This window comes from Rossellomorea sp. y25 (assembly GCF_038049935.1).
In the GTDB taxonomy this organism is placed as follows: Bacteria; Bacillota; Bacilli; order Bacillales; family Bacillaceae_B; genus Rossellomorea.
Map to the genome: position 1 here is coordinate 1,312,456 of NZ_CP145886.1, position 25,578 is coordinate 1,338,033.

A 25,578-nucleotide genomic window follows, 5' to 3' on the forward strand; every position below is an offset into this window, starting at 1 on the left:
TTTGTGAAAAGAGCTTTCTTTTATTAAGGTTGCGGGTAGGGAGGTGGATATGGGTAAGGGTACGGATATGGGTAAGGATAAGCTGGAACCGGTACAGGGTAAGGACCCGGTGAAGCTGCAGCCCCCACAGCTAAGCCAGTAACCGTTCCCGCCGCAAATCCAGGATAGTAGCCACCTCCGTGATAACCCCAGTTCCCTCCGTGATTCCAATTTCCTCCCTGGTTCCAACTTGTTCCGTGGCCCCAAGTGGCGTGCCCGTGTCCATTGCCCCAGCTCGCATGCCCTCCGCCTCCGTGTATCGGTCTGTCCATACTGAATGGTTGATTAAACATTGCTCTCACCTTTCTCAATATCAAGAAGTTGCTTTATCATATGTGGATTTTTTGAAAGGGTTTAATTAGTTTTAGCCGATAAATAAGACATAAGTCAATTCCGTGAACTTTATAAACAATATACCCACAAAGTTTCTTTTGCCGTTTATTTACGATTTATTTAAATAAGTTTCTGAATTTTCTATAATGAAAGCGTTACCAATAATAATCAGAGGGGGAAATGGTTGATGAAAATGAAAACAGGTATCATGGCTATTCTTTTATCAAGTTTATTAGTCGTAACCACTGCATGTGGGGGTTCCGATTCTGCAAGTAACGCCGAAAGTGATGGGGAATGGACCCCATCTAAACCAATTGAAGTCGTTGCTCCTGCTGGTGCTGGTGGAGGATGGGATACGACGGCCAGGACTGTTTCAAAGGTAATGGAGGAACAGAAAATCATTGAAGAGCGTATGGCTGTAGTCAATAAACCAGGTGGAGGAGGTTCTGTCGGCTGGTCATATATCGATAGTAAAAAAGGGGATAACCACACGATGTTCGTCACGTCTCCACCGATGTTCTTTGTTCCCCTTAACGGACAGTCGACATTGTCTCACAAAGACTTCACACCTATAGCCGGGGTGATCGCTGACTATGCAGCCTTTGTGGTAGACGCGAATTCACCTTACGATACGATGAATGATCTTGTCGATGCATTAAAAAAGGATCCGACATCAGTATCCATTGTGGGGGTTTCTTCACCGGGAAGCATGGATCACATGCAGTTCGTAAAAGCGGTTAAGGCAGCGGGGGTAGATGTTAAAAAGCTGAAATATGTTTCGGCTCAAGACGGATCTGGGATGAGCATGCTTCTCGGAGGAAAAGTGGATGTGTACTCCACTGGCCTTGCGGAAGCTTCTGAACAAGCTCGTGCAGGTAAGGTGAAGGTTCTGGCGATTACAGCTCCCGAACGTTTGGAAGGAGATACGGTTTCAGAATTCCCGACGTTAAAAGAACAAGGGATTGATGATGAATTTGTTGTATGGCGTGGATTCTTAGGTCCAAAGGATATGGATCCCGATGCCGTTGCTTATTATGAGAAAGCGTTTAAAGACATGATCGAAACGGAACAGTGGAAGGAAATGCGGGACAAGTTTGGCTGGACGGACAACTACATGTCTTCAGAAGAGTTCAGTACCTTCCTGGATGAAGAGTACAAAGAAATTGAAGCATTAATGGAGGAAATCGGCTTGAAAAAATAATAAGGCCAGGAGCAGAACATCTGCTCCTTCCTTTTCTTGATTAGGAGTGAATCACATGAGAACCAAACCAGATCGAATCATCTCAATACTTTTACTAGTTTTTGCTGGAATCTATTTAGCTCTCAGCTTTCAGCTTCCTGCATTTCCATACGCCATCATCGATAGTGACGTCCTTCCGAAGGGGCTTGGATTCCTGCTCATTATTTTGGCGGTTGTTTTGTTCTTCCAGGCGAAGGATGATACAGAAGAAGATAAGAAAAGACGTTATGTCAAAAAAGAAGATGTCATCATTCTTTTATCGGTATTAGGAGCACTGCTCATATATATTTTTTTACTTGAACCGCTCGGATTTTTATTATCTACTATTCTATTTTTGTTGGTCATCCCGTTTGTATTGGGCTTTAGAAAGAAACTCACAACGGTATTAGTGGCCTTTCTATTTTCAGGCATCATGTATTATTCATTTAACTATTTACTCAACATTACATTACCACAGGGGATTCTACCCTTTTAGGAGGTGACGGGCATGATTGAAAGTATATTATATGGATTTCAAGTAGCATTCACCCCGGAAAATTTATTTTTCGCATTTATAGGGGTGTTGGCTGGTACGATCATCGGGATGCTGCCTGGATTGGGTCCAATCAGTGCCATTGCCATCATGATTCCCCTAAGTTATGGGATGTCGCCGGCTTCCGCATTGATCCTGATGGCAGGGGTTTATTATGGTGCCGTGTTTGGCGGCTCGACTTCTTCTATTCTATTAAATGCCCCCGGTATCTCAGGGACAGTGGCAACAGCATTTGACGGATATCCCATGGCAAAGCAGGGGAAGGCAGGCAAAGCACTCGCCATAGCCGCCATATCGTCTTTTGCGGGTGGAACAATAAGTGTGGTGGCACTTATGCTGGTCGCTCCTTATATGGCCAAGCTTGCCATTACGTTTGGTCCTACTGAGTATTTCGCATTGATGCTTCTGGGCCTGACAGCGATATCCAGCTTATCCGAAGGGTCCACCAATAAAGCACTGATCTCGGCGACGATTGGATTGATCATCGCAACTGTCGGGATTGATCAGCAAACAGGTACACAGCGTTTCACATTCGGAAACCCGGGTTTATTAGAGGGGATCGACTTTCTGATCATTGCTTTAGGATTATTTGCACTATCCGAGGTTTGTCAGTTAATTATCTCACGGAATGAAAATACGTTGAAAGGGAAGAGTGCTGTTGGCAGTTTAAAGCTTGAGAAGAAGGAATTAAAGGAGATGGCAGGACCGATTGGCCGTCATTCCGTCCTTGGTTTTATTTTGGGAGTCCTGCCTGGAGCCGGGGCTACGATCGCTTCATTCCTTTCCTATATTTCGGAGAAACGTTTATCTAAAGAGCCCTCTTCTTTTGGGAAAGGGAATATCAAGGGGTTAGCTGCGCCGGAAACGTCCAATAATGCTGCGACAAGCGGGGCATTCGTTCCCTTGTTAACATTAGGGATACCAGGGTCTGGAACCACTGCTGTATTACTTGGTGCCTTACTTGTTGTAGGGGTGCAGCCCGGTCCATTGATGCTTCAGGATCACCCGGACGTTTTCTGGGGAGTCATCGCAAGTATGTATATCGGGAATCTTTTCCTATTGATACTTAACTTGCCGCTCATCCCGGTACTGGCAAAAATCTTATATATTCCGAAGCAGCTGTTGATCGCTTTGATCATTGTGTTCTGTTTAATAGGGGTATACGCAGTCAGCTTCAACACGTTCCATCTGTATTTGCTTGTAGGATTTGGCGTGTTAGGGTATTTATTGAAAATGTTTAAATTCCCTGCGCCTCCGTTTATTCTCGCATTTATACTGGGGGGAATGATGGAGCAATCGTTCAGACAGGCGATGACAATATCAAACGGTTCTTACAGTGTGTTTTTTCAAAGTAATATCACCATCGGATTACTGATTGTTTCATTCCTTTCACTTGTTCTCCCTACCATTTTAGGATTTACGAAAAGAGGAAAGGCCACGGAAAGTCATGATCTGAAGAAAGAAGCATGATCAATAGAAAAGCAGTGAAGCCCTGAATGCCTCACTGCTTTTCTATTAAGCTTGAAAGAAATATTTTCTCTGAGGTCTCCCGACGCCTCCATATGTAAGCTCCACTTTAATCTTCTTTTGTGAAACAAGATACTCCAGATAGCGCCTGGCTGTTGTACGGGTCACGCCGACTTCCCCCGCCATTTCCTCAGCAGTATAGCCCAGGCTGTGATCGGTTTCTATCCGCTTAAGTATGGAATCCAATGTAATCGTATCGATCCCTTTCGGGGGGTGTTGGACGGTCTGAATGTTACTCGTGCTTTTCTTTCTACTGAACAAATTGTCCACTTCATGTTGATTTTCGACTTGAGAATCATTCATTCTCTCTTTATAGTGTTGATATTTTAGTAGAGTATCCTGAAATCGGTTAAAGATGATGGGTTTCAGGATATAATCGAATGCCCCGCCACGGATGGCATTGGAGATATGGTCGGTTTCCTTTGCTGCTGTGACGAGGATGACATCTGTGCTGCGATAATGCTTTCTGATCTCCCAGAGAAATTCACTGCCGGTCCCATCAGGAAAGTAGACGTCAAGTAAGATTAGATCAGGATTAACAACAGGTAAGACTTTCTTGGCTTCTGCGATGGTAGTGGCGATCCCGCCTACCTGAAATCCTTCCATTTGAGCAATGTACTGACTGTTGATCTCAGCTGTTTGAATATCATCTTCTATAATGAATACGTTCCACTTACGCAATACTTTCTCCCCCTAATGTTGCTTTGGAATACTAATCGTAAACAAAGCGCCCCCAAGTTCACTATTTTCCACTGTCATGTAGCCGTTCAGGTGCTCCACACTTCGTTGCACCAGGTGAAGACCGATGCCCCTGTCTTTGCCGGCTTTTGTTGAATAACCCCTTTCAAATATTGAGTCTATATCCTGGATTCCTGCTCCGCTGTCTTCTATTTCAAAAATAAAATCATCACCTAAATCAGTCATAAACAATTGAACCCGCCTGTTATGAAATGGCCGGGATAAGACTTCTTCAAAGGCATTATCAAGAATGTTCCCAATGATGGTAATCAATTTTTCCTGCTGCACATCAATAAGTGGCGTTGTAATGGAGCTATCAGGATGAATCGAGAATGAGACCTTCAACTCTTGAGACCGATTATATTTTCCAATGATCAGCCCTGCCAGGACAGGATCAGGAACCGCTTTCAATAGAAATTGAATTAAGTCTTCATATCCAGAGGATTCCTCCTGTATGAGGGCTAATGCCTCTTCGTGGTGATGAAGTTGAATGAGACCAGCAATCGTATTCAGTTTATTTCTGTATTCGTGGGTCTGTGAGCGCAATATACCCGCATATTCTTGCACCTGAGAAAGTTCCTTAGTGAGCTGATCGATTTCATCTTTTCTCCTGAAGCTCGCTACCACCCCGACGATTTCTTCCTCTTCAAAAATAGGGAGCCTGTTGACGATGAGGTCATGATGATTTAATGAAATCTCATCATCCAGCTGGCTTTCCCGTGTTTTTAGGACATCCATCATTTTCGTATCTGGGATGACTTCCAGAATATGTCTCCCTCTGTTGGAGGATTGATGATCAAGAGCCAGGATACTGTGGGCTTTAGCATTTATTTCCGTAATTGATCCATGTTGATCGATTGCGATGATTCCTTCCCGGACCGATTCGATGATCGCCCGCTTTTCCTTGAACTGCATGGCGATTTCAGCAGGTTCCAAACCAAAAATCGCTTTTTTGATTCCTTTCCCTATAAAAAAGGAGCCGATGATTCCGATTAACAGAATGACGCCGACAAGTATCAGTACCCTAGTACGATAGGGAATGACGATGTCATGGATACTGTCTTCAAGAAATCCGACTGACACTACCCCGATGATTTCTTTTTGATCGTTTCTTATAGGAACCTTTCCTCTCACAGATGGTCCTAATGATCCCCGTGCATGAGAAACATAAGATTCACCCCTTATTAAGGCTCTTTCATTGTCTCCACCGACCATCTTTTTCCCGAGCCGTTCAGGCATGGGGTGAGAGTATCGGACAGAGTCTCTATTGCCTACAACAATAAAGGTGGCCCCTGTTTCTTTTCGAATATCTTCTACCAGAGGCTGGATGATCTCCTCCGGCTGATTCGTCTTAAAGGCTTCGATTACAGCAGGCATCTTGGATACAGACTGTGCCACCGCCAAGGCTTGCTTTCCTTTCAAATCCGTCAGCGTGTCTGATAACATTCTAAAGAAAATAATCGACAGGGATAAAATCAAAATCGAAAGAAGTGCTAATACAATAACGATAATCTTAGATTGAAGTGAGAACTTTTTCATCATGGGTTCCTTCTTTTCGGAAAATTCTATTATTACTAGAATAAAAGAGTTGATGGGTTTGTACAAGGGGAGATGAGAATCTACTATAGATGAGTTTTAAACATACAACACGTGGTATATGAAACATAGTACATGAAAGAGGAGGATTCAAACGTTTTGGCAAGCATCGTTACAATCGTAGCCATCATTTTCATCCTGGTAAACTTAATCTATTTCTTTAAGGATAAGCATTTCAAATACAGTTATTTTAGTACAACGCTATTTTATAAGCTGTTTTTCGTACTTTTCAGTATCATGATCGCATTTGCAGTACTCTATTATGTCCTGTCATTTGAGAATCCGATGCTGCGTGTCAGTTCACCCAGTGGCAAGCCGGTAGAGCATACGTTCCTCAATTATCTCTATTATAGCGGGGTGACGATCCTCTCCGTCGGGTACGGAGATTATATCCCGACAGGCCATATCCGATTCTTTGCACTGCTTGAAGCAGCAATCGGATTGCTGCTCCCGACGGCCTATTTTATGAAGGTTTTGGAGTCGAAGGGAAAAGAGAATAGGGAGAATGAATAGAAGAGGGGATCTGATAATGGTGTGAGCGTATACTCCACCAAAGTCAGATTCTTTTTTGGTTCCTTGCCAGCTTCTTCTATCATGAATAGAATAGAGAGGGAATGAAGGGTAAAGAGGGAGTGGCCGTAATAAATAAGATTAAGAAAATGATTTACATATTATTAGGTTTGTTATTTATGGGAATAGGGGTTGTAGGCATCGTGCTGCCCCTAATACCAACGACTCCACTCTTGTTGTTGGCATCCTTTTTCTTTGTAAGGGGATCCGAACGATTTGAGGCCTGGTTTAAAGGAACCAGTGTATATAAGAAGCATTTAGAAGGTTTTATTCGTCATCGGTCCATGACACTGCGCCAGAAGGTTACGCTGCTAATTTTTTCAGACATCATGATTCTTATACCGCTGATTTTATCGGATAGTCTGATAGTTAAGGTGATCCTGAGTTTGATCATTGTGTATAAGTATTACTATTTTATTTTTAAGATAAGGACTGTAGCAGTTCGGGGGGATTGACGGTAGGCATCGAGGCTTAATAAGGGTATATTGGCGCAAAAACTGTGGCTTGTTAACAATTTGGCACAAGTTGTTTTGCCAAAAGTGGCACAACAAAAGCTTAAAGTAGCACAACAAGTTATTGGGAAGAGACATAATACACAACGGGGTATAAGGTCCCTCGACCGACAGATAAGGAATTCCTGCCCCAAAACGTTGCCAGATTTATAATTCAGCACAAATTCCATTAAAATCAACTCAAGAAGACCAAACTATCGTTTCAAACAACATTCTTTAGTGTAAATTCATTTCAAAAATAGCGTGTACCAGGTACAAATGACATCCATTGTACCTGGTACACGCTATGAGTCAACTCCATTACATCCACTACATCCACAGATTCGGCTTCACGACCATAAACCACAGCATTGACAGTAGAAGGATTAGATAAATCCAAACGGTCCGCTTCAATTTCCCAATCAGCCATTCCCGGTCAGCGTCATCTTCTCCAAATTTCCGTATTGTAGGTGAGAACGCTCTTGCGAGAAAGAACAGGGAGCAGAACATAATGACAAGGGTCATGATGATCCACGGTGTACTCCATGTCCAAGGTCCGAGTAGTACCAGGAGGATTCCTGTTCCGACGAGCACATGTCCCGCATGCTTGGAAAGTCGGACCGTGAAGCGGAACGTGTCCAAGTACGAAGGAAGCACGGAATCAGAAGCCGTCCGTAATTTCTTCATCATCGGCAACAGTATGAAAAATGGGCCGATGGAAGCCACGACACTGATTACATGAAGATAGATGAGCGTTCTGTATAATAAATACTCCATCCCTCGTACTCTATTCGTTCACTAATGTGAATTCGTGCACCCATACTTTCATGCTGGGGTGCCACGGCATGCCTGGATGATAAGAGAGGATGGCTTCTTTATATTCCTCAACTGTATTAAACCCTTCCTGCTTGGCATGATTATCTGTCAGCTCACCAAGTGATTGGGAGTAGACGCTTTCTACTATGTATTTCTTTCCTTGAAGCTCCATGACTTCTCCAATATCAGCGTATCGTCCGTTTCTGCGGGTCGCCGTTTTCTCCCCCTTCATCACTTTCTCAACGTCCTCAGCTTTAGTTACCAGACGGTCGATCGTACACGTTTTTGGCGGTAGTTGTTGATTTGTCATTTTACAAAACCCCTTTCGACCTTTAACTATAGCATAGTCCGGGTTCAGGAAAAATGTTGATCAGTATATTTTACTTACAAGGAGTGCACCGAAGAAGTAGTATGTTCATGTATCCCCTCATGATAAAATAAGAAAAGATCTTTGAGGGGAGTCGTGAAATGGAAAACCTAAAAAATATCTTTATACAAAATGAATACATACTATCGAAAGAAAACAGTAAAGCAGTAGAATTCAAGAAAGGGGAAGATATCATTTATTTGCTGCCTACGAAGGATTTATGTGCCGTCATCCACCCACAACGTGTAGAGAATACTAAATCCTTGCGAAGTAGGAGTAATGGTATCACCCATAGTACAGCTTTTACGTTATTTCCGAAGAAGCAGCATACAGGACAGCAGCCTATCCAATATGGATACTCGTTTAAATTTATTTCTGAAAAGGAATTAGATGCTTTTCTGAGCAGCATTGATCAATTGTAAGAGGTGAGTCCATTCTTTGGTGGTAAAAGAATGGACTTTTTTGCGTCCCTACCGCAATCCTTTTTCCTTCTTCGTTATCATCTTGTTATTCTGAAAGGAAATCTGTCCGAATGATTTACTGTTTTCACCGTCCCACACCATATCGATTTGATAGGATGGGGTTCCTTTTTTCCCTCTCTCACCCATTATTTTTCCTTCTCCGCCAATAAGTTCAATGGCTTCTTCTAGTTCCATCCCTTATGTCACACCGTTAAATTCCTCAAGGGTGATGGCCCGGGTACTCTCTTTCGCTTCTTCGGAATTAGAACATCCGAAAAGAAAGGATAAGGAAAGGGTACTAATCATAAATCCATTACAATAGTTTCTCATTAATATATATCTCCTCATCTCTTATATCTATGTCACGTTTTAAACTCTAAAATTGTTTCACGAATCGAAATGTTTTTCTGGTAAGAAAAGTCACCTGGTGCTATGATGGGTGAATACTAAATACAGAAAGAAGGCCTCAGGGAGAAGTGAAAAAGTGGCAAACGTATTTGATACTTGTGTTCATCATGTTGATTTGGGGCTTTAATGTTCCTGCATTAAAGGTATTGGTGAGTGAATTTTCGCCTGTAACGATTACATCACTCCGCATCTTTACGGCAGGGATTACCGTATTTGTCATTCTTGGTATCATGAGGAAAATAAGAAAACCAACAGCTAAAGAGTTCTTGTTCATTATCACAGGTGGCTTATTGAATGTGGTCAGTCATCATTATTTTTTATCAGTCGGGCTGACCGGAACGTCGTCGACTAACGGGGGACTGATTCTGGGAACGGGACCGTTGTTGACGGCTTTAATGGCGACGATCATCCTTCGAAACCGGCCGACAGTGATTAAAATCATCGGGTTTCTGTCTGGCAGTGGCGGGGTTGCGATCATTGTGTTGTCAGGCGGAGAGGGATTAGGCGGACTTAAGACCGGAGATCTGTTTATCTTTATCTCCATTTTTTCACAGGCCTTAAGCTTCATTATCATCAGCCGGGCAGCCAAAACGTTGGATCCCCGATTACTTACGGGGTATATGCTGGTGTTCGGTTCCATTGTCTTGTTTGCGATTAGTCTTGTAACAGAGCCGGGAGCACTGAAGGAGTTAGGAAATGCCTCAAGCTCAATTTGGCTTCTATTCTTTGCTTCTGCCATTGTAGCAACGGCAGTAGGGCACATGATTTATAACCATTCGATTGGTGAAATTGGAGCCGCCGAAACATCGATCTTCCTGAATCTCAATACCTTTTTCTCCCTCGTTGGAGCGGCTATTTTCCTTAATGAAACCGTGACGTACCATCACCTGATCGGATTGGTGTTCATCGTGCTTGGAGTGGTGTGCGGTTCCGGTACCCTTGAAGAATTTGTGGTAAAAAGAAAACAGAAACGCTTCCTGGAGGGAAAACAGAATCATCAAATGTAGATGGTTCTGTTTTTTCTTATCCAACATATTTTTAGCTTCCCCTCAATAAAATAAAAGGTCAATTTATTTTGAGGGGGATGGGAATGCTTAACGATCAAATTCAGAAGTTAGTGAATAATTTAATTCAAATCGAGCATGTCTCGACTACCTTATATCTTGCCATGTCCGCCTATATGGCGAATCAGAATTATACGGGGATGGCAAGCTGGCTGAGACTACAGTCCCAGGAAGAGCGCACGCATATGTTGAAGCTTATCGACTATATGACGGATAGGGGAGGGATGGTGGATCTTCAGCAGCTTCCGGCTCAGCCGAAGGAATATGGAACCCCTCTGCAAACCTTTCAAAAAGTGTTGGAGCATGAGCAATTCGTGACGAACTCCTATCAACAGGCATATAATTATGCCGTCCAAAATGATCAACAGACCGCTGTCATCATTCAGGGAATTTCTGAGAGAGCAAATTGATGAAGAAGCTCAGGCGCAAACAATTGTCGATCGGTTGAAACTTGCCGGGGACAATCCTGCTGCCCTATTGGTACTGGATCAAGAGCTCGGTCAGCGTACGGCTGCACCTGCAGGTGGTTGATCCAGACAGTGAAAAGCTGCTATCCCTTCATGGAAGCAGCTTTTTTTATTGAATTGAAATGAAAAAGGATACACCCTGCTCATTGAGTTCATACTGAAGAAAACGGATTTCTATTAAGGGTGATCATATGATTTATATTTACAATGATTTTGGTGGGACTCATACGACGTCCTTGGCTGCGGCTTATCACTTACATTTATTAAAACCGGGGAACTTGACAAAGAAGGATGTTCTATCTGTCCCTTTCTTTAACCAGCTTACGAAAAAGGAGTCAGGACACATTCTTTATCATGGAATAGACAAAGAGGATAACCCGGTGTATACGATTGGGCGAAGGAACTCTAAGTATGTCGTTCCTGCACTAGCTGATCTAAGTACCATCCTTCTTAGAAGATATGGAAAAAGGGAGAAAATCATCATTTCCAACACCTCGCCGACTGTTCCTCCCCTTATGACAGCTGGGGGCTTTCTATCAAGGGAGCTGGGAATCGATTCGATAGGCGTGCCCCTTCTCGTGAAAGGGGCACAGCAATGCCACACTCTCATCTATCAACTCGTTGAGGAAACGAAACAAATGTCCAAAGATTCTCATGAACAGGTAGTTGTGTTGGAAAATAAGAAATATCAATATAAAATTGGAAAAAAACATATCTTCTGGAAGAAATAAATATTATAATAAGTAAATACTACTAGGTAAAAGGTTTGTCTTGGTGAAGTTCAGGATGAACCGGATAGAACCATACATAAAGGTAATACTATAGTAAAAACGGAGGTGTCGACATTGGAAGGTAAACCATATCACTATGATGGCAGTCACCATTTCGCAACAGGGGAAGCACAAGAAAACACTCCATTTGAACTAACAGACGAAATGAGAAAGAATATCGGGGGAAACCCTTTTGAAGCTTCCGGCGAGGAAGAGTAAGAAACAACTAAAACCTATGAACAATCGGATGTTGTCTATCAGACACATTCTTTTTTTTTCTGAGAGGTTCAAACCTTGGATAATTCCTTCTTTTTTTCACAAAATAATACAGCAAAAAATATGAGTAAAGGATGGATGCAGAATGGCAAAAGTATTATATATTACGGCACATCCCCATGATGATACTCAATCGTACAGCATGGCGGTGGCGAAAGCATTTATGGATACGTATAAAGAAGTGAATCCTGACGATCAAGTGGTTCACATTGATCTGTACCGAGAACATATACCCCATATTGACGCTGATGTGTTTAGTGGATGGGGGAAACTGCAAACGGGAAAAGGGTTTGAGGAGCTTTCATCGGAAGAAAAGTCGAAAGTGAATCGTCTGAATGAGTTAACAGAACAGTTTATTTCTGCAGATAAATATGTGTTCGTTACACCATTATGGAATTTCTCCTTCCCGCCGGTGATGAAAGCGTATATTGACTCTGTAGCGGTTGCCGGTAAATCGTTTAAGTATACGGAACAGGGACCGGTCGGATTACTGACAGACAAGAAAGCTATTCATATCCAGGCACGAGGTGGGATTTACTCAGAGGGTCCTGCAGCCGGCATGGAAATGGGTCATCGTTATCTGGACATCATCATGCAATTTTTCGGCGTACCTTCCTTCGAGGGTGTATTTGTAGAGGGGCATGCTGCTATGCCTGATAAAGCCCAGGAGATCAAAGAGAATGCCATTGCTAGAGCGAAGGATGCCGCTCAAACATTTTAAAAGGGAAGAGCCTGAACATATGCGTTCAGGCTCTCTTATTATACAATTGTTGGCTTCTCAATCTCATTTCCTTTCGGCTCAGGGACGAAGGCAAGAATGACAAGCCCGATGATAAAGAGGACGACAAGACTGAAGACTCCACTATTGGATTCACCTGTCACTTGGGCGGTGACCGCCACTAACAATGGCCCGAGGATCGAGGCGAACTTACCAAAGATATTATAGAAACCAAAGAATTCATTGGCATTTTTCTTCGGAATTAATTTTGCAAAGTATGCCCGGCTCAATGCCTGGATGCCACCTTGGGAAGAAGCAACGAGCATAGCGAGGATCCAGAAGTCCATTGTGGTCTCTAAAAAGTAAGCATAAATGCAAACGATGATATAAACGAATATCCCTACATACAACATCTTTTTCCCCGTGAATTTCTCTGCCAGCCTTCCGTAAAGAATTGCAAAAGGCCCAGCCACCACCTGAGTAACAAACAGGATGATCAAGAGATTAGTGGCTGTGATCCCAAGATCTGTACCGTATGCAGTGGACATCGTAATGATGGTGCCGACTCCATCAATATAAAAGAAATAAGCAAGAAGAAACAAAAATAGTGCACGATATTTCCTGATTTCTTTCATCGTTTTACCAAGACGCTTAAAGCTATTGGCAACGGGATTCTTTTCACGCTCGATAAAGTAGCGCTGATGGACATTTTTGATTAAGGGGATGGCAAAGAGTCCCCACCATAATGCAGTAATGATGAACGCGATTTTACTGGCGATGGTAACGGAGAAAGGAAGTACCCCATTTTGAGATAATATGATGATGGCGATGCTTATGATAAATGGTATTGTGCTCCCGATGTACCCGAATCCAAATCCACGGGATGACACCCTGTTCATTCGCTCTTCTGTCGTTACGTCGGTTAAAAAGGCATCATAGAAAACATTGGAGCCAGCTGATCCGACCGCTGCCACTGTATAAAAAATTAACAGAAGCAGCCACTGATCACTTGGAACGAAAGCAAGCAGGGCAGTAAATGTAACACCGAGGGCAAAGAAGAAGGTGAAAAATTTCTTCTTGTAGCCTTCATAATCAGCAATCGTTCCCAGAATCGGACCGATCATAGCGAGGATAAAGGTGGCAATCGCAATGGTGTACCCTAAATAAGCAGTCGAATTCGCGGCACTGACCCCTGCATTAGTAGCGGCAGCCTTATAAAAAAGCGGAAATACGGCTGTCGAAATGATAATGGAATAGGCTGAGTTTGCCCAATCATAAAAGATCCAGCTGCTTTCTTCTTTTGAGAAACGCTTCATTGTTTTTCCCCCTAAGGAAACAAAGTCTGTTCTTTATATATCCAGCAATTCTTCGATCACTTTTCCATCTGTTGCACCCAGACTAAGGCCGAGCAGGCGTGCCAGTGTCGGGCCTTCATCTACTAGGTGCATAAAAGGAATTTCAACATTTGACCGGATCCCTTTTCCGGCGGCCATGAAGGTGGTGGAGTAGTTTTCTTTTTCAGGAGAGTATCCGTGAGATCCATACGTATAACGCTTTTCCTTTACATCTTCCGGTGTGATGGTATGAATGAAGGATCCTTTAAGAGCATCTTTAAAATAAAATCCTATTCTTGCTTCAAGCATAAAGGTACAGTATCCATCGGCCCCTTTTCTTCCGGCTTCTTCACCAGTGAGTATCTCTTCAATTCCATTGGAAGGATCCATTTGCAATTGCTCCAATAGGGATTGAACTGCTGGTTTCGTTTCAGAATCCTTCACGTACACATAGGCTGATCCATCACATCCTTTGCAATATGCTTTCCAGTCGGTTACCTTTCCCCTGGCATTCAATGTGATTAACCCATTTTCCTTGAAAAGGACGTTCACTTGAATTGCCTTTGATTCATCCAATGCACTATGATCTCCAAGAGCGACAATGGTTGACTGTTCATAGATGCCGTTTTCCTTTAATGCCCGAATGATTTTCCCTAATCGGGCATCATGACGTTGAATGGCGGCATGTGCTTCTTCTGAAGAAAACCCATGGTAATGACGTTGTGTATCAAGATCTGTAAAGTGGACAAGCAATAGGTTGGGTTTCTTTCTGATCGTTGCAACCGTCGATTCCAGAACGAAGTCATCAAGCTCCGGTTGATTAAGGCCATTACGGATGTGACCAAAGAGACGGTTCATGTGTAATTGATAGAGAGGACTGCCATTGAAAAGGGAAACAAGAATTTGGTTATGCCACGAGCGATTGGCGAAAATCTCCGGCATATTATAATCAATATCCCCTTTGGCTGTAACCGGCCACAGAAGAGCGGCTGTGGTCATCCGGGCTTTCTTTGCTTCGTCATATAAGGTGGTACCCTTAATAGCCCTTCTATGCCAATACCAATCCGGAGAAACCCGGCCAGGCTGAATGAGTGTATTATTCACTACACCGTGACGTTTAGGAAATTTACCGGTGACAATGGTGGCGTGACAAGGATAGGTCACAGAAGGGTAAATGGTTTCAACATTTTTGCAAAAGGACCCATGGGCAAGCAGTTCTTGAAAGTGAGGAAGATCCTTTAGAATGGGGTAATCCAAAGCAGATAAACAATCGAAAGATATGACAATCAGATGATCCGTAAGACGAGTCATAATGGCCTCCAGCTTTCGCGTAGGATTGTACTATATACCTATTAATATAGCAGAACATTCAGAATAAAAATATGAAATTTCGAGTATGCATGTTAATGAATCGTAAAGACGAAGATTTACATAAAAAAACAGAGATGGTAAAACCCTCCCTGCCCTTAGCTATACTAAAATTTATATCTTCACTTTTTCCCCGATTCGACTATCCTGCTTCACATCCAGGCTACCTGAATATTCAACCGTATTGATGTCACAATTCTCCCCGATCACAACATTCTTACCGCGAACCAGTTTAGCCTTCGTGTTTTCAAGATACACCTCGTCACCTTCGATCAGATCTGAAAATAGGTAATCTTCCTTTTGGAGAAAGAAGTTGACCACTTGTTTAATCAGTCCGTTCGAGTTATGGTGTTTCACTGCAATCGTTTCGCCACCGATTTCTTTAATGGAGGATTCGTGATTGATTTCGATTTGAATCCGGTCAGCGTTGAGGAGCCCCTCGATATGGACCGAGCCGGAAGAGGAGAAGGTTTCGACTTCACAATCCTTTTCAACTCTTAAAGAACCGCTTGCTTTAATCGATCCCCCTTGAATCTTTCCTCCAACCTTACATGAACCGCTCACCTTGAAATTTTTAAAGATGAGGTCTTTCAATACTTTGCTTGAACCACTTGTGTTCATTTCAGCAGCCATCACCGAGCCTTCATACTTGGAGCTTCCACTGGTCGTAATCGTTTCTGCTTTTGTATCACCTTTAATGGTAGAAGAACCGCTCGTTTTAATGTATCCAGCTTTTACGTCACCTGAAATCGTCCCGGAACCTGAAATTTTAAGCTCGTGGCAGTCGATGTCGCCAGCGATTTTTCCGCTTCCACTGATTTTTACTGCATCAAATTTTCCTCCGCCGGACGTACCGGATCCACTGATCTTCAAGTCATGCAGTTCTTTCTTTTCCATAGTATTCATTCATTTCTCCTCCAATTAAGGGAAGTTAGATCCCTTTTGTATTCGTTAACGTGATTTTCAATTCTTCCATCATCTGTTGTAAATCGAATCTCAATACAGTCTGTGCTAAATGGTCAACAAGCAATTTGGAATGTAGGGGAAGGAGCATCCATACATATTCCTCTTCTTTGCGAAGACCAACAAGTTCAAGGGAAGAATCTTTCAGTGGAGTGAACTTCTCATGAAGAAAAAGAAATAAGGTTTGCAGTTCTTCTCTTGGGACTTGTATCCTTTTCGCCTTCTCAATGATCAACATATTTAATATATCAGGAAACTCAAATCCCTTTCTTACCGGTAGAAATGCTGTGCAGAAGGATAAGGTATATTCCGACAGAATGTTATACGAAGGTAATTCATCTGCACTGATTTCAATCTTAGTTGGATTTGGTGAAAAGAAATCGGATAGTTCATCCAGTGAATAGTCATCTTTCATCTCTTTGATTGTATCGATACGTGAGAGCATTTTTTCCCTGGGAAAGAACGTTTCCTGACCAGTGAAGCTGGATTTCTTAATAAACCAACTCTCCGGAATAATGTTCTTTCGCTTCCAACGGTAAAGCTGGCCATACGAAATTCCGGTCAGTTCCAATACTTCCTTCTTAGATATAAGATCTGCCTCCAATGAGGGATCACCTCTTCTCTGTAACAAAACATTGTTACGTTACTTGATGATTAGTTTAACAGAACAATGTTACGTTAGTAAAGATGAATTTGTAAAATTTTCAAAAAACATCTCACTCCAAACTATCCAATAAATGTTTAATTATGAGCATCTAGGGTACAAAACAAACAGAAATGTTTTACATAGTAAACATTAATAACCGTTGAGAGGGATGAAAGAATGGGAGACGATCGCCGTACGAAAGTGAATGAGAAAAGCAAGGATGAACAGCTTGAACAGTATCGCGTAGAAGACGAAGGTAAGCATCTTACAACCAATCAAGGATTGAAGGTATCAGAAGATGAATTTTCCTTGAAAGCGGGAGAACGCGGACCTACCTTAATGGAGGATTTCCACTTCCGTGAGAAGATGACTCACTTTGACCATGAGCGTATACCGGAGAGGATTGTCCATGCCCGGGGTTTTGCGGCACACGGAGAGTTCGAACTCTATGATTCCATGAAAGAATATACACGAGCTAAATTTCTTCAGGACACATCAACGAAAACCCCTGTCTTTGTTCGTTTTTCCACTGTGGCGGGATCTAAGGGGTCCGCAGAAACTGTGCGTGATGCACGTGGATTTGCTACGAAATTTTATACGGAAGAAGGCAATTATGATCTTGTAGGAAACAATATTCCTGTGTTCTTTATTCAAGATGCGATTAAATTCCCGGATCTTGTTCATGCTCTTAAACCGGAACCACATAATGAAATGCCTCAAGCAGCTTCTGCCCACGATACATTCTGGGATTTTGTAGCGAATAACCAGGAGTCCGCTCACATGGTCATGTGGGCAATGTCCGATCGGGCAATTCCACGCAGTCTCCGTATGATGGAAGGATTCGGTGTCCATACATTCCGACTGGTGAACGCTTCGGGGAAGGCCCATTTTGTGAAGTTCCACTGGAAGCCTGTATTGGGAACTCACTCTCTCGTTTGGGATGAGGCTCAGAAGATCAACGGGAAAGACCCGGATTTCCACCGCCGTGATTTGTATGAATCCATCGAAAATGGAGATTATCCAGAGTACGAGCTGGGAATTCAGCTCATTAAGGAAGAAGATGAGTTTAACTTTGACTTTGATGTTCTTGATCCTACCAAGCTATGGCCTGAAGAAGAAGTTCCTGTGAAAATCGTTGGGAAAATGACCTTGAATCGCAATGTAGACAATGTATTTGCAGAAACAGAGCAAGCGGCTTTCCATCCAGGATCCGTTGTTCCCGGAATTGATTTCTCTAATGATCCTTTACTACAAGGACGCTTATTCTCCTATACTGATACACAATTGATCCGACTCGGTGGACCTAACTTCCATGAGCTTCCGATTAACCGACCGGTGTGCCCATTCCATAATAATCAGCGTGATGGATATGGCCGTCAAACGATTAACAAGGGTCAGGTGAGCTACCATAACAACTCACTTGCTAAAAATACACCAGCCCCTGCGAGTCAGGAAGAAGGAGGCTACACTCATTACCAGGAGAAGATGGAAGGGCGTAAAGTCCGGGCAAGAAGTGAAAGCTTCAAAGATCACTTCTCACAGGCTACTCTTTTCTGGAACAGCATGAGTGAGCCCGAGAAGGAGCATATCATCCAAGCCTTCAGTTTCGAGCTTGGAAAAGTGAAGAGCAAATCGGTTCAACAGCAGGTAGTCGACATGTTTGCCAATGTAAGCCTGGATCTGGCAAAAGGCTTTGCAGAAGCGATAAGCGCGAAAGTTCCTAGCAGAGAAGGTTCAAAAGTAACCAAATCCTCTCCAGCCTTAAGCCAGGAAAATACGATCAAGAAACCTGCTACCCGTAAAGTAGGGGTCATCGTAGGAAACGGCTTTAAAGGGGAAGAGGTGAAAATGGTTCTATCGGCACTTAAAGAGGATGGCATCCAGCCGGAGATCATCAGTGACAAGCTGGGGATGAGAAAAGGGGATGACGGTACGGAGCTTGAAGTGGACCATACCTTCTTAACAGGGGAATCTGTATTGTTTGATAGCCTTTATGTAGTAGGTGGAGAGGATGTAGATAAAAAGTTCTCTCAAGATACGACCTACTTTGTCAAAGAAGCGTATTCTCACTTCAAACCGATCGGTGCTACGCATCAGGGCACCAACTGGCTGGAAGAAGCAGGTGTCAGCGGCTCAGGTGTGGTAACTGGGGAAGACATGAAGTCATTTGCGAAAGAATTCACAGTAGCCATCTCAGCACATCGTCATTGGGATCGCGAATTAGTATAAGATTTAATAGGCAGCAAGTGGAGTAATTCTCTCTCTACTAGTTGAGAAGTGCTAGATCTGATCATTCAGGTCTGGCATTTTTTATATAATGAAAAACCAAGCCAGTGTAAGTCAATTCCCACTTTTGCATCGTCCAAGTCAATCACTTGATTCACTTCGTTGCACCTACTATACTCTGCAATCAACAGGCCAATCAGCCACTGAAAATGAAAAAATTCCCATAAGCAAAAATCTTGAAAGTCAAAAAAGGTCAAAGTATACTATGTTTGTAAGGTCAAAGAAAGTCAAAGTCGAACTCAGCTTAAACGAATACTAAACACACTGACCTTATCCATAATACAATCTACAAAACTATTTATATAAAACACTACTGCAGGAGGTAATGTTTAATGAAATGCCAAGTATGTCAACACAATCAAGCAACAGTTGAAGTGTATAAGCAAGTGAATGGTCATAAGTCCAGTATGAAGATGTGTTCAACTTGCTTTCAAAAGCAGCAAACGCCTTCTGGAATACATGGAGGATTTCCGTTTGATGAGTTGTTCAAAGGGATGAGCATGGGTGGAAACCAAAATCATGGCTTCCACAATCAGCAATCATCTCCTCAAACCCAAGGCGGAAATGGAGGAAATGGCGTTCTCGATCAGTTTGGACGCAATGTGACAGGAGCAGCCAAAGCTGGTTTGATTGACCCGGTTATCGGAAGGGACAAAGAAGTGGATCGCGTCATTGAAATTTTAAATCGCCGTAATAAGAATAACCCTGTACTCATCGGTGAGCCCGGCGTGGGTAAAACAGCTATCGCTGAAGGGTTGGCCCTTAAAATTGTAGAAGGTGATGTACCATCCAAGTTATTAAATAAAGAAGTGTATGTAATGGATGTTGCTTCACTAACTGCCGGTACAGGGGTTCGCGGTTCTTTTGAAGAACGTTTAAAAGCCATCATCAGCGAACTTCAGAATAGAAAGAACGTGATGTTATTTATTGATGAGATTCATCAATTAGTTGGGGCGGGTTCCGCAGAAGGCTCCATGGACGCAGGAAACATTCTAAAACCTGCTTTAGCCCGGGGTGAACTGCAAGTAATCGGGGCTACGACATTGAAGGAGTACCGCCAAATTGAAAAAGACGCAGCACTCGAGCGTCGTTTCCAGCCGGTCTTGGTCAATGAGCCGACAACTGAAGAAGCTATTGAGATCCTTAGAGGATTAAAAGATAAATATGAAAACTATCATGGAGTCAAGTTTACAGACGAGGCCATTGAGGCTTGTGTGAAACTATCCCATCGATATATTCAGGATCGATTCTTACCGGATAAGGCCATTGATTTAATGGATGAAGCAGGTTCTAAAGTCAATCTGCAGTCAGAGGGTAAAGACAAGACTGCCATCCTAAAAAAATTGAACGATGTAAGAGAGAAGAAGGATCTGGCAACAAAAGAAGAGAACTATGAACAAGCTGCCATCCTTCGCGATCAAGAAGCAGAATTAGAAAGACAAATTAGTGAAGGTGGGTCAGACTCTAAAGCATTTGTAGAAAGAGAACTGATTCAGACGATCGTTGAATCGAAAACGGGTATTCCTGTTGGGAAGCTGCAAAGTGATGATCGAAAACGAATGAAAGCACTGGAAGAAAACCTGGCGGGTAAAGTAATCGGACAGGAAGAAGCAGTGAGAAAAGTAGCGAAAGCGATCCGCCGCAGCCGTGCAGGATTGAAGGCGAAGCATCGTCCAATTGGTACTTTCCTCTTTGTAGGACCAACAGGTGTAGGTAAAACAGAATTAACGAAAACACTGGCAGAAGAGTTATTCGGCTCTAAAGATTCCATGCTTCGATTAGATATGAGTGAGTTTATGGAGAAACACTCAGTATCTAAACTGATCGGTTCACCTCCAGGCTATGTAGGTCATGAGGAGTCAGGTCAATTGACTGAAAAGGTAAGAAGGAACCCTTATTCAATCATTCTCCTGGATGAAATTGAGAAAGCACATCCGGATGTTCAGCATATGTTCCTGCAAATTCTTGAAGATGGACGTCTCACCGACAGTCAAGGTAGAACGGTCAGCTTTAAAGAGACTGTGATCATCATGACAAGTAACGCAGGTGTGACGGACAAGAAGGAAGCAGTGGTCGGTTTTAACACAGGCGGCACAGATGCGATTAAAGAAACGAATATTCTGCAATCACTCGGTGCCTACTTTAAGCCGGAGTTCCTGAACCGTTTTGACAGCATCATTGAATTTGAATCTCTTGACAAAGGAGAGCTTCTTCAAATTCTTGACCTTATGCTTGACGAGTTGAAGGTTGAACTAAAAGAGCAGGGGATTACTGTCACCATCGACGAAGATGCGAAGAGTAAACTCGTTGAACTGGGATATCATCCTGAATTCGGTGCACGCCCATTACGTCGTGTGATCCAGGAAAGAGTGGAAGATAAAATCGCTGACTTACTTCTTGATGAAGATGGCATAACCAACGTAGTCATTTCACTTGAAAACGATGAGATCATCGTCAAATAAGAAAAGAAGCATCCTTTTGGGTGCTTCTTTTTCTATTCTTTCCTCTTCAAAAAAGTGATATAAACTGCCATAGCTAAATAAACTCCTAAAACTAAGACAATAAATACAGGGGTCGAAAAGGAAGTCATAAAAACACCCTCACTTTAGATCTTGTAAAGACGGATGGAAAACGAGTAATAAAATCGCGATTATAGGTACGGAAATAATGATGGCAAGTAACGGTCTTTTATGGTGCAATCCTAAGATTGTAAACATGATGACATTAAAAAGTGCAGACCATCCTAAATTCCAGCCATTTTCATAAAGGAACAGTCCTTTTTTATGAAAAAGGTATTCCAATAACGTGAAGTAAGCAATCCAGCAGGCAAGATACAGCCATTTCTTTTTTCTATATGGAAAATAACGAAGAAAGATCATGATGACGACAGGAATGATAAAAAAAGTGAAAACGAGATCAATAAACGTATGATTAAGCCAATCGACCGTCACAGCTTTATATTCCCAAAGTGTATGGTTATAAAAGAGCACGTTATAGGAGAGATTGCAAATAATATAATATTGAACCGTTGGATAATACTCCCTCCAGCGTTTCCAATCAACAAAAAGCTTGGCGAAAATAAGATAAACAACCACTACCAGAATTAGATACATATTGAGTACAATCCTTGTTTTTGTTACTCAGTATGGACTTATCGGAGGTGGAATAGACCTTCTGAATAGATAAAGTGCCTGATTCTCATTGAATCAGGCACTTTAATAGGGTTGTTTTATTCCTTTTCTGCCAGTACTCTATCAATCGCCTGGGCAACACCATGATCTGTATGGAGGCCAGTGACCCAGTCAGCGGCTTCCTTCACGGCTTCCTGTGCGTTCCCCATCGCCACTCCGAATCCGGCTTCACGAATCATGGCTATATCATTCATACTGTCCCCGACCGCCATGACTTGATCCATGGAAAGGTCCAGCCATTTGCAGACCTTGACCAAAGCTGCGGCCTTATTGACCCCTGCAGGATTGATTTCAATATTCGTCGGCGAAGAATTGGTGATTTCCAGTGCTTCATTTTTCATCAGCTCGTCCATCATGACTTTGCGGACGTCATCATCCTGAATATCGAATCCAAACTTCAGCCAGTTATAGGTATCGATTTCCTGATCAAAAGGCTTATTCGTATTGAATAGTCCTTGGGAAGTGGAAGACCAGAAGTATACATCATGCTCTTCTTTTAATTTCCAAAGCTGTTTCACAAGATCAAGATCAAGTGGGATACTGTCTACTAGATTGTATTCATGATCGTAAATTTCCCCGCCATTTACAGTCACCAGATAAGATGAACGGCCAAGCTCATCTGAAATATCCCGGCATGTGAAAAGGGAGCGGCCAGTACTTAATACCACATGAATCCCTTTCTCCTTCGCACGCTGAATGGCTTGTGCGTTTTCAGGAGATACTTCTCCTTCATGATTGACCAGTGTTCCATCCATATCCAGGGCAATTAATTTAATATCCATTATACCTATCACGTCCTTTAATTCATTCATCTCCAGTGTAATATAATTGGAGCAAATCTTCTAGGGAGCCGACTTAGTGAAGGTATTATTTCCTAAGTACTGTACTTCATATTACAATAGAAAAGAGTATCTATTTGAGAGGGAGAGAACAATGGAGTCTACATATGAAAAGGGTAAGTGGAAGCAGCTTATTACTTTAATAAAGGAAACCGATCCACCGAAAACCCTGTTTGGCATTTCTTTATTCTTGAGCCTACTTACAACGATTGCGGGACTTGCTATACCTTTATTAACAAGTAAGTTGATCGATGACTTCAGTTTAGATTCGTTAAGCAAAGGGGTCATCATAGGCATGATCGCTGCCTTTTTTGTTCAAGCGATTGCGGGAGGTGTGTCTGTTTACATATTGGCGAGGGTCGGGCAGCACGTGATCGCTTCCTTGAGAGAGAAGCTTTGGAGAAAATTACTGGTTCTGCCCGTTCCTTATTATGATTCGCATGAAACGGGTGACTCGGTCAGCCGTATGACCAGTGATACGGGAGTGATCAAAAACTTGATCACCGAGCATCTGACAGGCTTTATTACAGGGATCATTTCTGTAATAGGTGCCATCATCGTGCTGTTTTATTTAGATTGGCCTCTTACCTTGGTGATGTTTTCAATCATTCCACTATCATTATTATTTCTTATCCCGATAGGCAAAAAGATGGCTGATATCTCAAGGGGATTGCAAACCGAGACTGCAAGTTTCTCGGCTATCTTAACGAGAGTCCTTTCGGAAATCCGTCTCGTGAAGTCATCCAATGCGGAGGGGATTGAATTTCAAAAAGGTCAAACAGGAATCAAGAAGCTTTATGTCCTCGGATTAAAAGAAGGGATCATACAAGCGTTAATGTCGCCGGTCGTTTCTTCTTTAATTATCATCGTTCTTGTCCTAATCATTGGGTTCGGTGGTATTCGAGTGACTTCTGGGGCCATGACGGCCGGGGAGCTTGTTGCTTTCTTTATCTACCTCTTTCAGATTATCATGCCGATCACCCAGATCATCGTGTTTGTAACTCAATTCCAGAAAACTGTGGGAGCAACAGAGAAAGTGTTATCGATTCTCAATTTAGAGGAAGAAAACCTTGAGGATGGAAGGTCCGTTCCTCAAACAGATCTTGCCCTGGTTCTTAATGGCGTGACGTTTGGGTATGAAGAGGGGGAGAAGGTGTTAAAGGATGTGACGATAAGGGCTGAAAAAGGGAAAGTTACGGCCATCGTAGGTCCGAGTGGAAGTGGGAAAACGACACTTTTTTCATTGATAGAGCAGTTCTATAAGCCCCAGCAAGGAGCCATTCTCTTGGGGGAAGATACAATCAGCTCATACCCGCTAAAATCATGGCGGGAACTTCTTGGCTACGTCTCCCAGGATAGTCCGGTCTATTCAGGCACAATAGGGGACAATATCTCTTACGGGCTCGATGGGGATATATCAGAGGAAAAGATGATTGCCGCTTCAAAAATGGCCTATGCCCATGAATTTATTAAGGAACTCCCTAACGGTTATCAAACAGAAGTAGGAGAAAGAGGAATCAAGCTTTCAGGAGGACAGCGACAACGACTTGCCATCGCAAGAGCCCTATTGAGGGATCCTGATATCCTCATGCTGGATGAAGCCACTTCAAGCCTGGATAGTCAATCAGAAATTGTCGTTCAGGAAGCCCTAAAGAACTTAATGAAGGGACGAACCACCCTCGTGATTGCCCATCGCTTATCCACCATCGTGGATGCCGATCAAATTGTCTTTTTAGAAAAAGGAAAGGTGACCGGAGTGGGGACACATGAGGAATTGTTTACTTCCCATGCTTTATACCGCGACTTTGCGAGACAGCAGTTAAGGATAGGGGAGCATCCTGATGCAGGAAGTAAATTAACATGAAACCTTTTACTGAACGAGTTGTAAAAATCATACAGAGCATCCCTTCTGGAAAAGTGATGACGTACGGTCAAATAGCTTCATTTGCAGGCAGTCCAAGAGCTGCCAGGCAGATCGTACGGATTCTTCATTCCATGAGTGAAAAGTATAAACTTCCCTGGCACCGGGTTTTGAATAGCAAGGGGGAAATTGGATTCGGGGATGAAGAGCAAGCGATGACCCAAAGGCTATGTTTGGAAGCTGAAGGGGTTCATTTCATAGGGAAGAATCGGATCAGGTTAGAGGAGTATCGGTATGAGCCCGAACCGGAGTGGGACATTTAATGATAAGGGTGATCAATTCCAATAATTTCAAAATGACGCATAAATTACTCCTCACCTCAAAATTGCATAGCTAAAAAGTTAATTTCTATTGGTTCAGGCTAACGGTACCGGCCGATTCCATTGTGGCATCTCTATGTCAAAATCTTAACCAGGCTTCAATCAAGAAAGCCGAAAACAATGACAAATAAAGATGTAAGGGCTGTGAATCCAATGATCACGTATCCGATGATCCGGATTCCCAATGGCAGACTCCCCATTTCGGGTTTACTCATGGAGGCTCCTTCGATTTTTGACAAATGGTCAGTTACATCATTAAACGGTTTTTTAGGATTTGTCATGGTATCCCTCCTTTCT

28 protein-coding genes and 1 pseudogene are annotated in these 25,578 nt (G+C 42.8%); 15 read left to right on the forward strand and 14 right to left on the reverse strand.

The window, feature by feature from the left end; all coding sequences use genetic code 11:
• Positions 1-23: 23 nt before the first annotated feature.
• Positions 24-332 carry a hypothetical protein gene (locus AAEM60_RS06420; RefSeq protein WP_341357698.1) on the reverse strand — a complete coding sequence of 103 codons (309 nt, stop codon included), beginning with the start codon at positions 330-332 and terminating at the stop codon, positions 24-26.
• A gap of 233 nt (positions 333-565) precedes the next feature.
• Here AAEM60_RS06420 and AAEM60_RS06425 point away from each other — a divergent pair, with 233 nt between their 5' ends.
• Genes AAEM60_RS06425 through AAEM60_RS06435 form a run of 3 tightly spaced genes read left to right on the forward strand, consistent with a single transcriptional unit; the run spans position 566 to position 3,614 of the window.
• A complete protein-coding gene (locus tag AAEM60_RS06425) occupies positions 566-1,573 on the forward strand; it encodes a tripartite tricarboxylate transporter substrate binding protein (RefSeq protein ID WP_299745145.1) in 1,008 nt (335 codons plus the stop codon).
• A 55-nt stretch (positions 1,574-1,628) separates the two neighbouring features.
• Positions 1,629-2,087 (forward strand): tripartite tricarboxylate transporter TctB family protein, encoded by a 459-nt coding sequence (locus AAEM60_RS06430; RefSeq protein ID WP_299744937.1) that lies wholly within the window; start codon positions 1,629-1,631, stop codon positions 2,085-2,087.
• Positions 2,088-2,099: 12 nt separating this feature from the next.
• A complete protein-coding gene (locus AAEM60_RS06435; protein WP_299744940.1) occupies positions 2,100-3,614 on the forward strand; it encodes a tripartite tricarboxylate transporter permease in 1,515 nt (504 codons plus the stop codon).
• Positions 3,615-3,659: 45 nt separating this feature from the next.
• Here AAEM60_RS06435 and AAEM60_RS06440 read toward each other — a convergent pair whose 3' ends face one another.
• Positions 3,660-4,352, reverse strand: coding sequence for a response regulator (locus AAEM60_RS06440; protein ID WP_299744943.1), 693 nt, complete (start codon positions 4,350-4,352; stop codon positions 3,660-3,662).
• Between the two features lie 12 nt (positions 4,353-4,364).
• Positions 4,365-5,951, reverse strand: a complete 1,587-nt coding sequence (locus tag AAEM60_RS06445) for a sensor histidine kinase (protein ID WP_299744947.1) — start codon at positions 5,949-5,951, stop codon at positions 4,365-4,367.
• A gap of 153 nt (positions 5,952-6,104) precedes the next feature.
• Here AAEM60_RS06445 and AAEM60_RS06450 point away from each other — a divergent pair, with 153 nt between their 5' ends.
• Positions 6,105-6,518, forward strand: coding sequence for a potassium channel family protein (locus AAEM60_RS06450; protein WP_299744950.1), 414 nt, complete (start codon positions 6,105-6,107; stop codon positions 6,516-6,518).
• A gap of 101 nt (positions 6,519-6,619) precedes the next feature.
• Positions 6,620-7,030, forward strand: coding sequence for a YbaN family protein (locus tag AAEM60_RS06455; protein ID WP_299744953.1), 411 nt, complete (start codon positions 6,620-6,622; stop codon positions 7,028-7,030).
• 366 nt (positions 7,031-7,396) lie between these two features.
• Here the strand turns inward: AAEM60_RS06455 and AAEM60_RS06460 are convergent, their stop codons facing one another.
• Positions 7,397-7,843: a hypothetical protein gene (locus tag AAEM60_RS06460; protein ID WP_299744956.1), complete on the reverse strand. Its 447-nt coding sequence runs from the start codon at positions 7,841-7,843 to the stop codon at positions 7,397-7,399.
• A 10-nt stretch (positions 7,844-7,853) separates the two neighbouring features.
• A complete protein-coding gene (locus AAEM60_RS06465) occupies positions 7,854-8,192 on the reverse strand; it encodes an ASCH domain-containing protein (RefSeq protein ID WP_299744959.1) in 339 nt (112 codons plus the stop codon).
• A gap of 158 nt (positions 8,193-8,350) precedes the next feature.
• Here AAEM60_RS06465 and AAEM60_RS06470 point away from each other — a divergent pair, with 158 nt between their 5' ends.
• Positions 8,351-8,671, forward strand: coding sequence for a hypothetical protein (locus tag AAEM60_RS06470; RefSeq protein WP_341357699.1), 321 nt, complete (start codon positions 8,351-8,353; stop codon positions 8,669-8,671).
• A gap of 48 nt (positions 8,672-8,719) precedes the next feature.
• Here the strand turns inward: AAEM60_RS06470 and AAEM60_RS06475 are convergent, their stop codons facing one another.
• Positions 8,720-8,905 carry a hypothetical protein gene (locus AAEM60_RS06475; protein WP_299744965.1) on the reverse strand — a complete coding sequence of 62 codons (186 nt, stop codon included), beginning with the start codon at positions 8,903-8,905 and terminating at the stop codon, positions 8,720-8,722.
• Between the two features lie 3 nt (positions 8,906-8,908).
• Complete coding sequence (locus AAEM60_RS06480) at positions 8,909-9,040, reverse strand: hypothetical protein (protein ID WP_341357700.1); 132 nt, start codon at positions 9,038-9,040, stop codon at positions 8,909-8,911.
• 146 nt (positions 9,041-9,186) lie between these two features.
• Between AAEM60_RS06480 and AAEM60_RS06485 the strand changes: the two genes are divergently transcribed.
• From AAEM60_RS06485 to AAEM60_RS06505, 5 genes and pseudogenes are all read left to right on the forward strand, one after another.
• The gene (locus tag AAEM60_RS06485; RefSeq protein ID WP_299744972.1) at positions 9,187-10,125 is read left to right on the forward strand and encodes a DMT family transporter; all 939 of its coding nucleotides are present in this window, start codon (positions 9,187-9,189) and stop codon (positions 10,123-10,125) included.
• A gap of 83 nt (positions 10,126-10,208) precedes the next feature.
• Positions 10,209-10,713, forward strand: a pseudogene (locus AAEM60_RS06490) (ferritin).
• A 127-nt stretch (positions 10,714-10,840) separates the two neighbouring features.
• Complete coding sequence (locus AAEM60_RS06495; RefSeq protein ID WP_299744975.1) at positions 10,841-11,380, forward strand: DUF3189 family protein; 540 nt, start codon at positions 10,841-10,843, stop codon at positions 11,378-11,380.
• A 114-nt stretch (positions 11,381-11,494) separates the two neighbouring features.
• A complete protein-coding gene (locus AAEM60_RS06500) occupies positions 11,495-11,638 on the forward strand; it encodes a hypothetical protein (protein WP_299744978.1) in 144 nt (47 codons plus the stop codon).
• Between the two features lie 142 nt (positions 11,639-11,780).
• Positions 11,781-12,416: an FMN-dependent NADH-azoreductase gene (locus AAEM60_RS06505; RefSeq protein ID WP_299744981.1), complete on the forward strand. Its 636-nt coding sequence runs from the start codon at positions 11,781-11,783 to the stop codon at positions 12,414-12,416.
• A 38-nt stretch (positions 12,417-12,454) separates the two neighbouring features.
• On the opposite strand, the gene AAEM60_RS06510 is transcribed toward AAEM60_RS06505, so the two are convergent.
• The 4 genes from AAEM60_RS06510 to AAEM60_RS06525 all read right to left on the reverse strand — a co-directional run bounded on the left by AAEM60_RS06510 (position 12,455) and on the right by AAEM60_RS06525 (position 16,682).
• Complete coding sequence (locus AAEM60_RS06510; protein WP_341357701.1) at positions 12,455-13,729, reverse strand: MFS transporter; 1,275 nt, start codon at positions 13,727-13,729, stop codon at positions 12,455-12,457.
• Between the two features lie 33 nt (positions 13,730-13,762).
• Entirely contained in the window at positions 13,763-15,061 is a 1,299-nt protein-coding gene (locus AAEM60_RS06515) for an ectonucleotide pyrophosphatase/phosphodiesterase (RefSeq protein WP_341357979.1), read from the reverse strand.
• A gap of 168 nt (positions 15,062-15,229) precedes the next feature.
• The gene (locus AAEM60_RS06520; protein WP_341357702.1) at positions 15,230-16,021 is read right to left on the reverse strand and encodes a polymer-forming cytoskeletal protein; all 792 of its coding nucleotides are present in this window, start codon (positions 16,019-16,021) and stop codon (positions 15,230-15,232) included.
• 25 nt (positions 16,022-16,046) lie between these two features.
• A complete protein-coding gene (locus tag AAEM60_RS06525; RefSeq protein WP_299744990.1) occupies positions 16,047-16,682 on the reverse strand; it encodes a DUF4004 family protein in 636 nt (211 codons plus the stop codon).
• Between the two features lie 219 nt (positions 16,683-16,901).
• On the opposite strand from AAEM60_RS06525, the gene AAEM60_RS06530 reads away from it, so the two are divergent.
• Both AAEM60_RS06530 and AAEM60_RS06535 read left to right on the forward strand, forming a co-directional pair.
• Entirely contained in the window at positions 16,902-18,953 is a 2,052-nt protein-coding gene (locus tag AAEM60_RS06530) for a catalase (protein WP_299744993.1), read from the forward strand.
• A 389-nt stretch (positions 18,954-19,342) separates the two neighbouring features.
• Positions 19,343-21,472: an ATP-dependent Clp protease ATP-binding subunit gene (locus AAEM60_RS06535; RefSeq protein ID WP_299744995.1), complete on the forward strand. Its 2,130-nt coding sequence runs from the start codon at positions 19,343-19,345 to the stop codon at positions 21,470-21,472.
• Positions 21,473-21,610: 138 nt separating this feature from the next.
• Here the strand turns inward: AAEM60_RS06535 and AAEM60_RS06540 are convergent, their stop codons facing one another.
• Complete coding sequence (locus tag AAEM60_RS06540; RefSeq protein WP_299744998.1) at positions 21,611-22,123, reverse strand: CBO0543 family protein; 513 nt, start codon at positions 22,121-22,123, stop codon at positions 21,611-21,613.
• Between the two features lie 116 nt (positions 22,124-22,239).
• On the reverse strand, positions 22,240-23,013 hold the full coding sequence (locus tag AAEM60_RS06545; protein WP_341357703.1) for a Cof-type HAD-IIB family hydrolase: 774 nt from the start codon (positions 23,011-23,013) through the stop codon (positions 22,240-22,242).
• Between the two features lie 121 nt (positions 23,014-23,134).
• On the opposite strand from AAEM60_RS06545, the gene AAEM60_RS06550 reads away from it, so the two are divergent.
• Positions 23,135-24,904 carry an ABC transporter ATP-binding protein gene (locus AAEM60_RS06550; RefSeq protein ID WP_341357704.1) on the forward strand — a complete coding sequence of 590 codons (1,770 nt, stop codon included), beginning with the start codon at positions 23,135-23,137 and terminating at the stop codon, positions 24,902-24,904.
• Positions 24,901-25,224, forward strand: coding sequence for an MGMT family protein (locus AAEM60_RS06555; protein WP_299745006.1), 324 nt, complete (start codon positions 24,901-24,903; stop codon positions 25,222-25,224). Before AAEM60_RS06550 ends, AAEM60_RS06555 begins: the two co-directional genes overlap by 4 nt.
• A gap of 155 nt (positions 25,225-25,379) precedes the next feature.
• Here AAEM60_RS06555 and AAEM60_RS06560 read toward each other — a convergent pair whose 3' ends face one another.
• Positions 25,380-25,562, reverse strand: coding sequence for a hypothetical protein (locus tag AAEM60_RS06560; protein ID WP_299745009.1), 183 nt, complete (start codon positions 25,560-25,562; stop codon positions 25,380-25,382).
• Positions 25,563-25,578: the final 16 nt, after the last annotated feature.

Bases quoted from the DNA above. Each gene is read 5' to 3' on its own strand.
- AAEM60_RS06470 (WP_341357699.1), top strand. From the start codon at position 8,351: ATGGAAAACCTAAAAAATATCTTTATACAAAATGAATACATACTATCG.
- AAEM60_RS06445 (WP_299744947.1), bottom strand. From the start codon at position 5,951: ATGATGAAAAAGTTCTCACTTCAATCTAAGATTATCGTTATTGTATTA.
- AAEM60_RS06535 (WP_299744995.1), top strand. From the start codon at position 19,343: ATGAAATGCCAAGTATGTCAACACAATCAAGCAACAGTTGAAGTGTAT.
- AAEM60_RS06455 (WP_299744953.1), top strand. From the start codon at position 6,620: ATGAAGGGTAAAGAGGGAGTGGCCGTAATAAATAAGATTAAGAAAATG.
- AAEM60_RS06510 (WP_341357701.1), bottom strand. From the start codon at position 13,729: ATGAAGCGTTTCTCAAAAGAAGAAAGCAGCTGGATCTTTTATGATTGG.
- AAEM60_RS06475 (WP_299744965.1), bottom strand. From the start codon at position 8,905: ATGGAACTAGAAGAAGCCATTGAACTTATTGGCGGAGAAGGAAAAATA.
- AAEM60_RS06555 (WP_299745006.1), top strand. From the start codon at position 24,901: ATGAAACCTTTTACTGAACGAGTTGTAAAAATCATACAGAGCATCCCT.
- AAEM60_RS06550 (WP_341357704.1), top strand. From the start codon at position 23,135: ATGGAGTCTACATATGAAAAGGGTAAGTGGAAGCAGCTTATTACTTTA.
- AAEM60_RS06420 (WP_341357698.1), bottom strand. From the start codon at position 332: ATGTTTAATCAACCATTCAGTATGGACAGACCGATACACGGAGGCGGA.
- AAEM60_RS06505 (WP_299744981.1), top strand. From the start codon at position 11,781: ATGGCAAAAGTATTATATATTACGGCACATCCCCATGATGATACTCAA.
- AAEM60_RS06425 (WP_299745145.1), top strand. From the start codon at position 566: ATGAAAACAGGTATCATGGCTATTCTTTTATCAAGTTTATTAGTCGTA.
- AAEM60_RS06480 (WP_341357700.1), bottom strand. From the start codon at position 9,040: ATGAGAAACTATTGTAATGGATTTATGATTAGTACCCTTTCCTTATCC.
- AAEM60_RS06495 (WP_299744975.1), top strand. From the start codon at position 10,841: ATGATTTATATTTACAATGATTTTGGTGGGACTCATACGACGTCCTTG.
- AAEM60_RS06430 (WP_299744937.1), top strand. From the start codon at position 1,629: ATGAGAACCAAACCAGATCGAATCATCTCAATACTTTTACTAGTTTTT.
- AAEM60_RS06530 (WP_299744993.1), top strand. From the start codon at position 16,902: ATGGGAGACGATCGCCGTACGAAAGTGAATGAGAAAAGCAAGGATGAA.
- AAEM60_RS06520 (WP_341357702.1), bottom strand. From the start codon at position 16,021: ATGAATACTATGGAAAAGAAAGAACTGCATGACTTGAAGATCAGTGGA.
- AAEM60_RS06560 (WP_299745009.1), bottom strand. From the start codon at position 25,562: ATGACAAATCCTAAAAAACCGTTTAATGATGTAACTGACCATTTGTCA.
- AAEM60_RS06435 (WP_299744940.1), top strand. From the start codon at position 2,100: ATGATTGAAAGTATATTATATGGATTTCAAGTAGCATTCACCCCGGAA.
- AAEM60_RS06460 (WP_299744956.1), bottom strand. From the start codon at position 7,843: ATGGAGTATTTATTATACAGAACGCTCATCTATCTTCATGTAATCAGT.
- AAEM60_RS06545 (WP_341357703.1), bottom strand. From the start codon at position 23,013: ATGAATGAATTAAAGGACGTGATAGGTATAATGGATATTAAATTAATT.
- AAEM60_RS06465 (WP_299744959.1), bottom strand. From the start codon at position 8,192: ATGACAAATCAACAACTACCGCCAAAAACGTGTACGATCGACCGTCTG.
- AAEM60_RS06540 (WP_299744998.1), bottom strand. From the start codon at position 22,123: ATGTATCTAATTCTGGTAGTGGTTGTTTATCTTATTTTCGCCAAGCTT.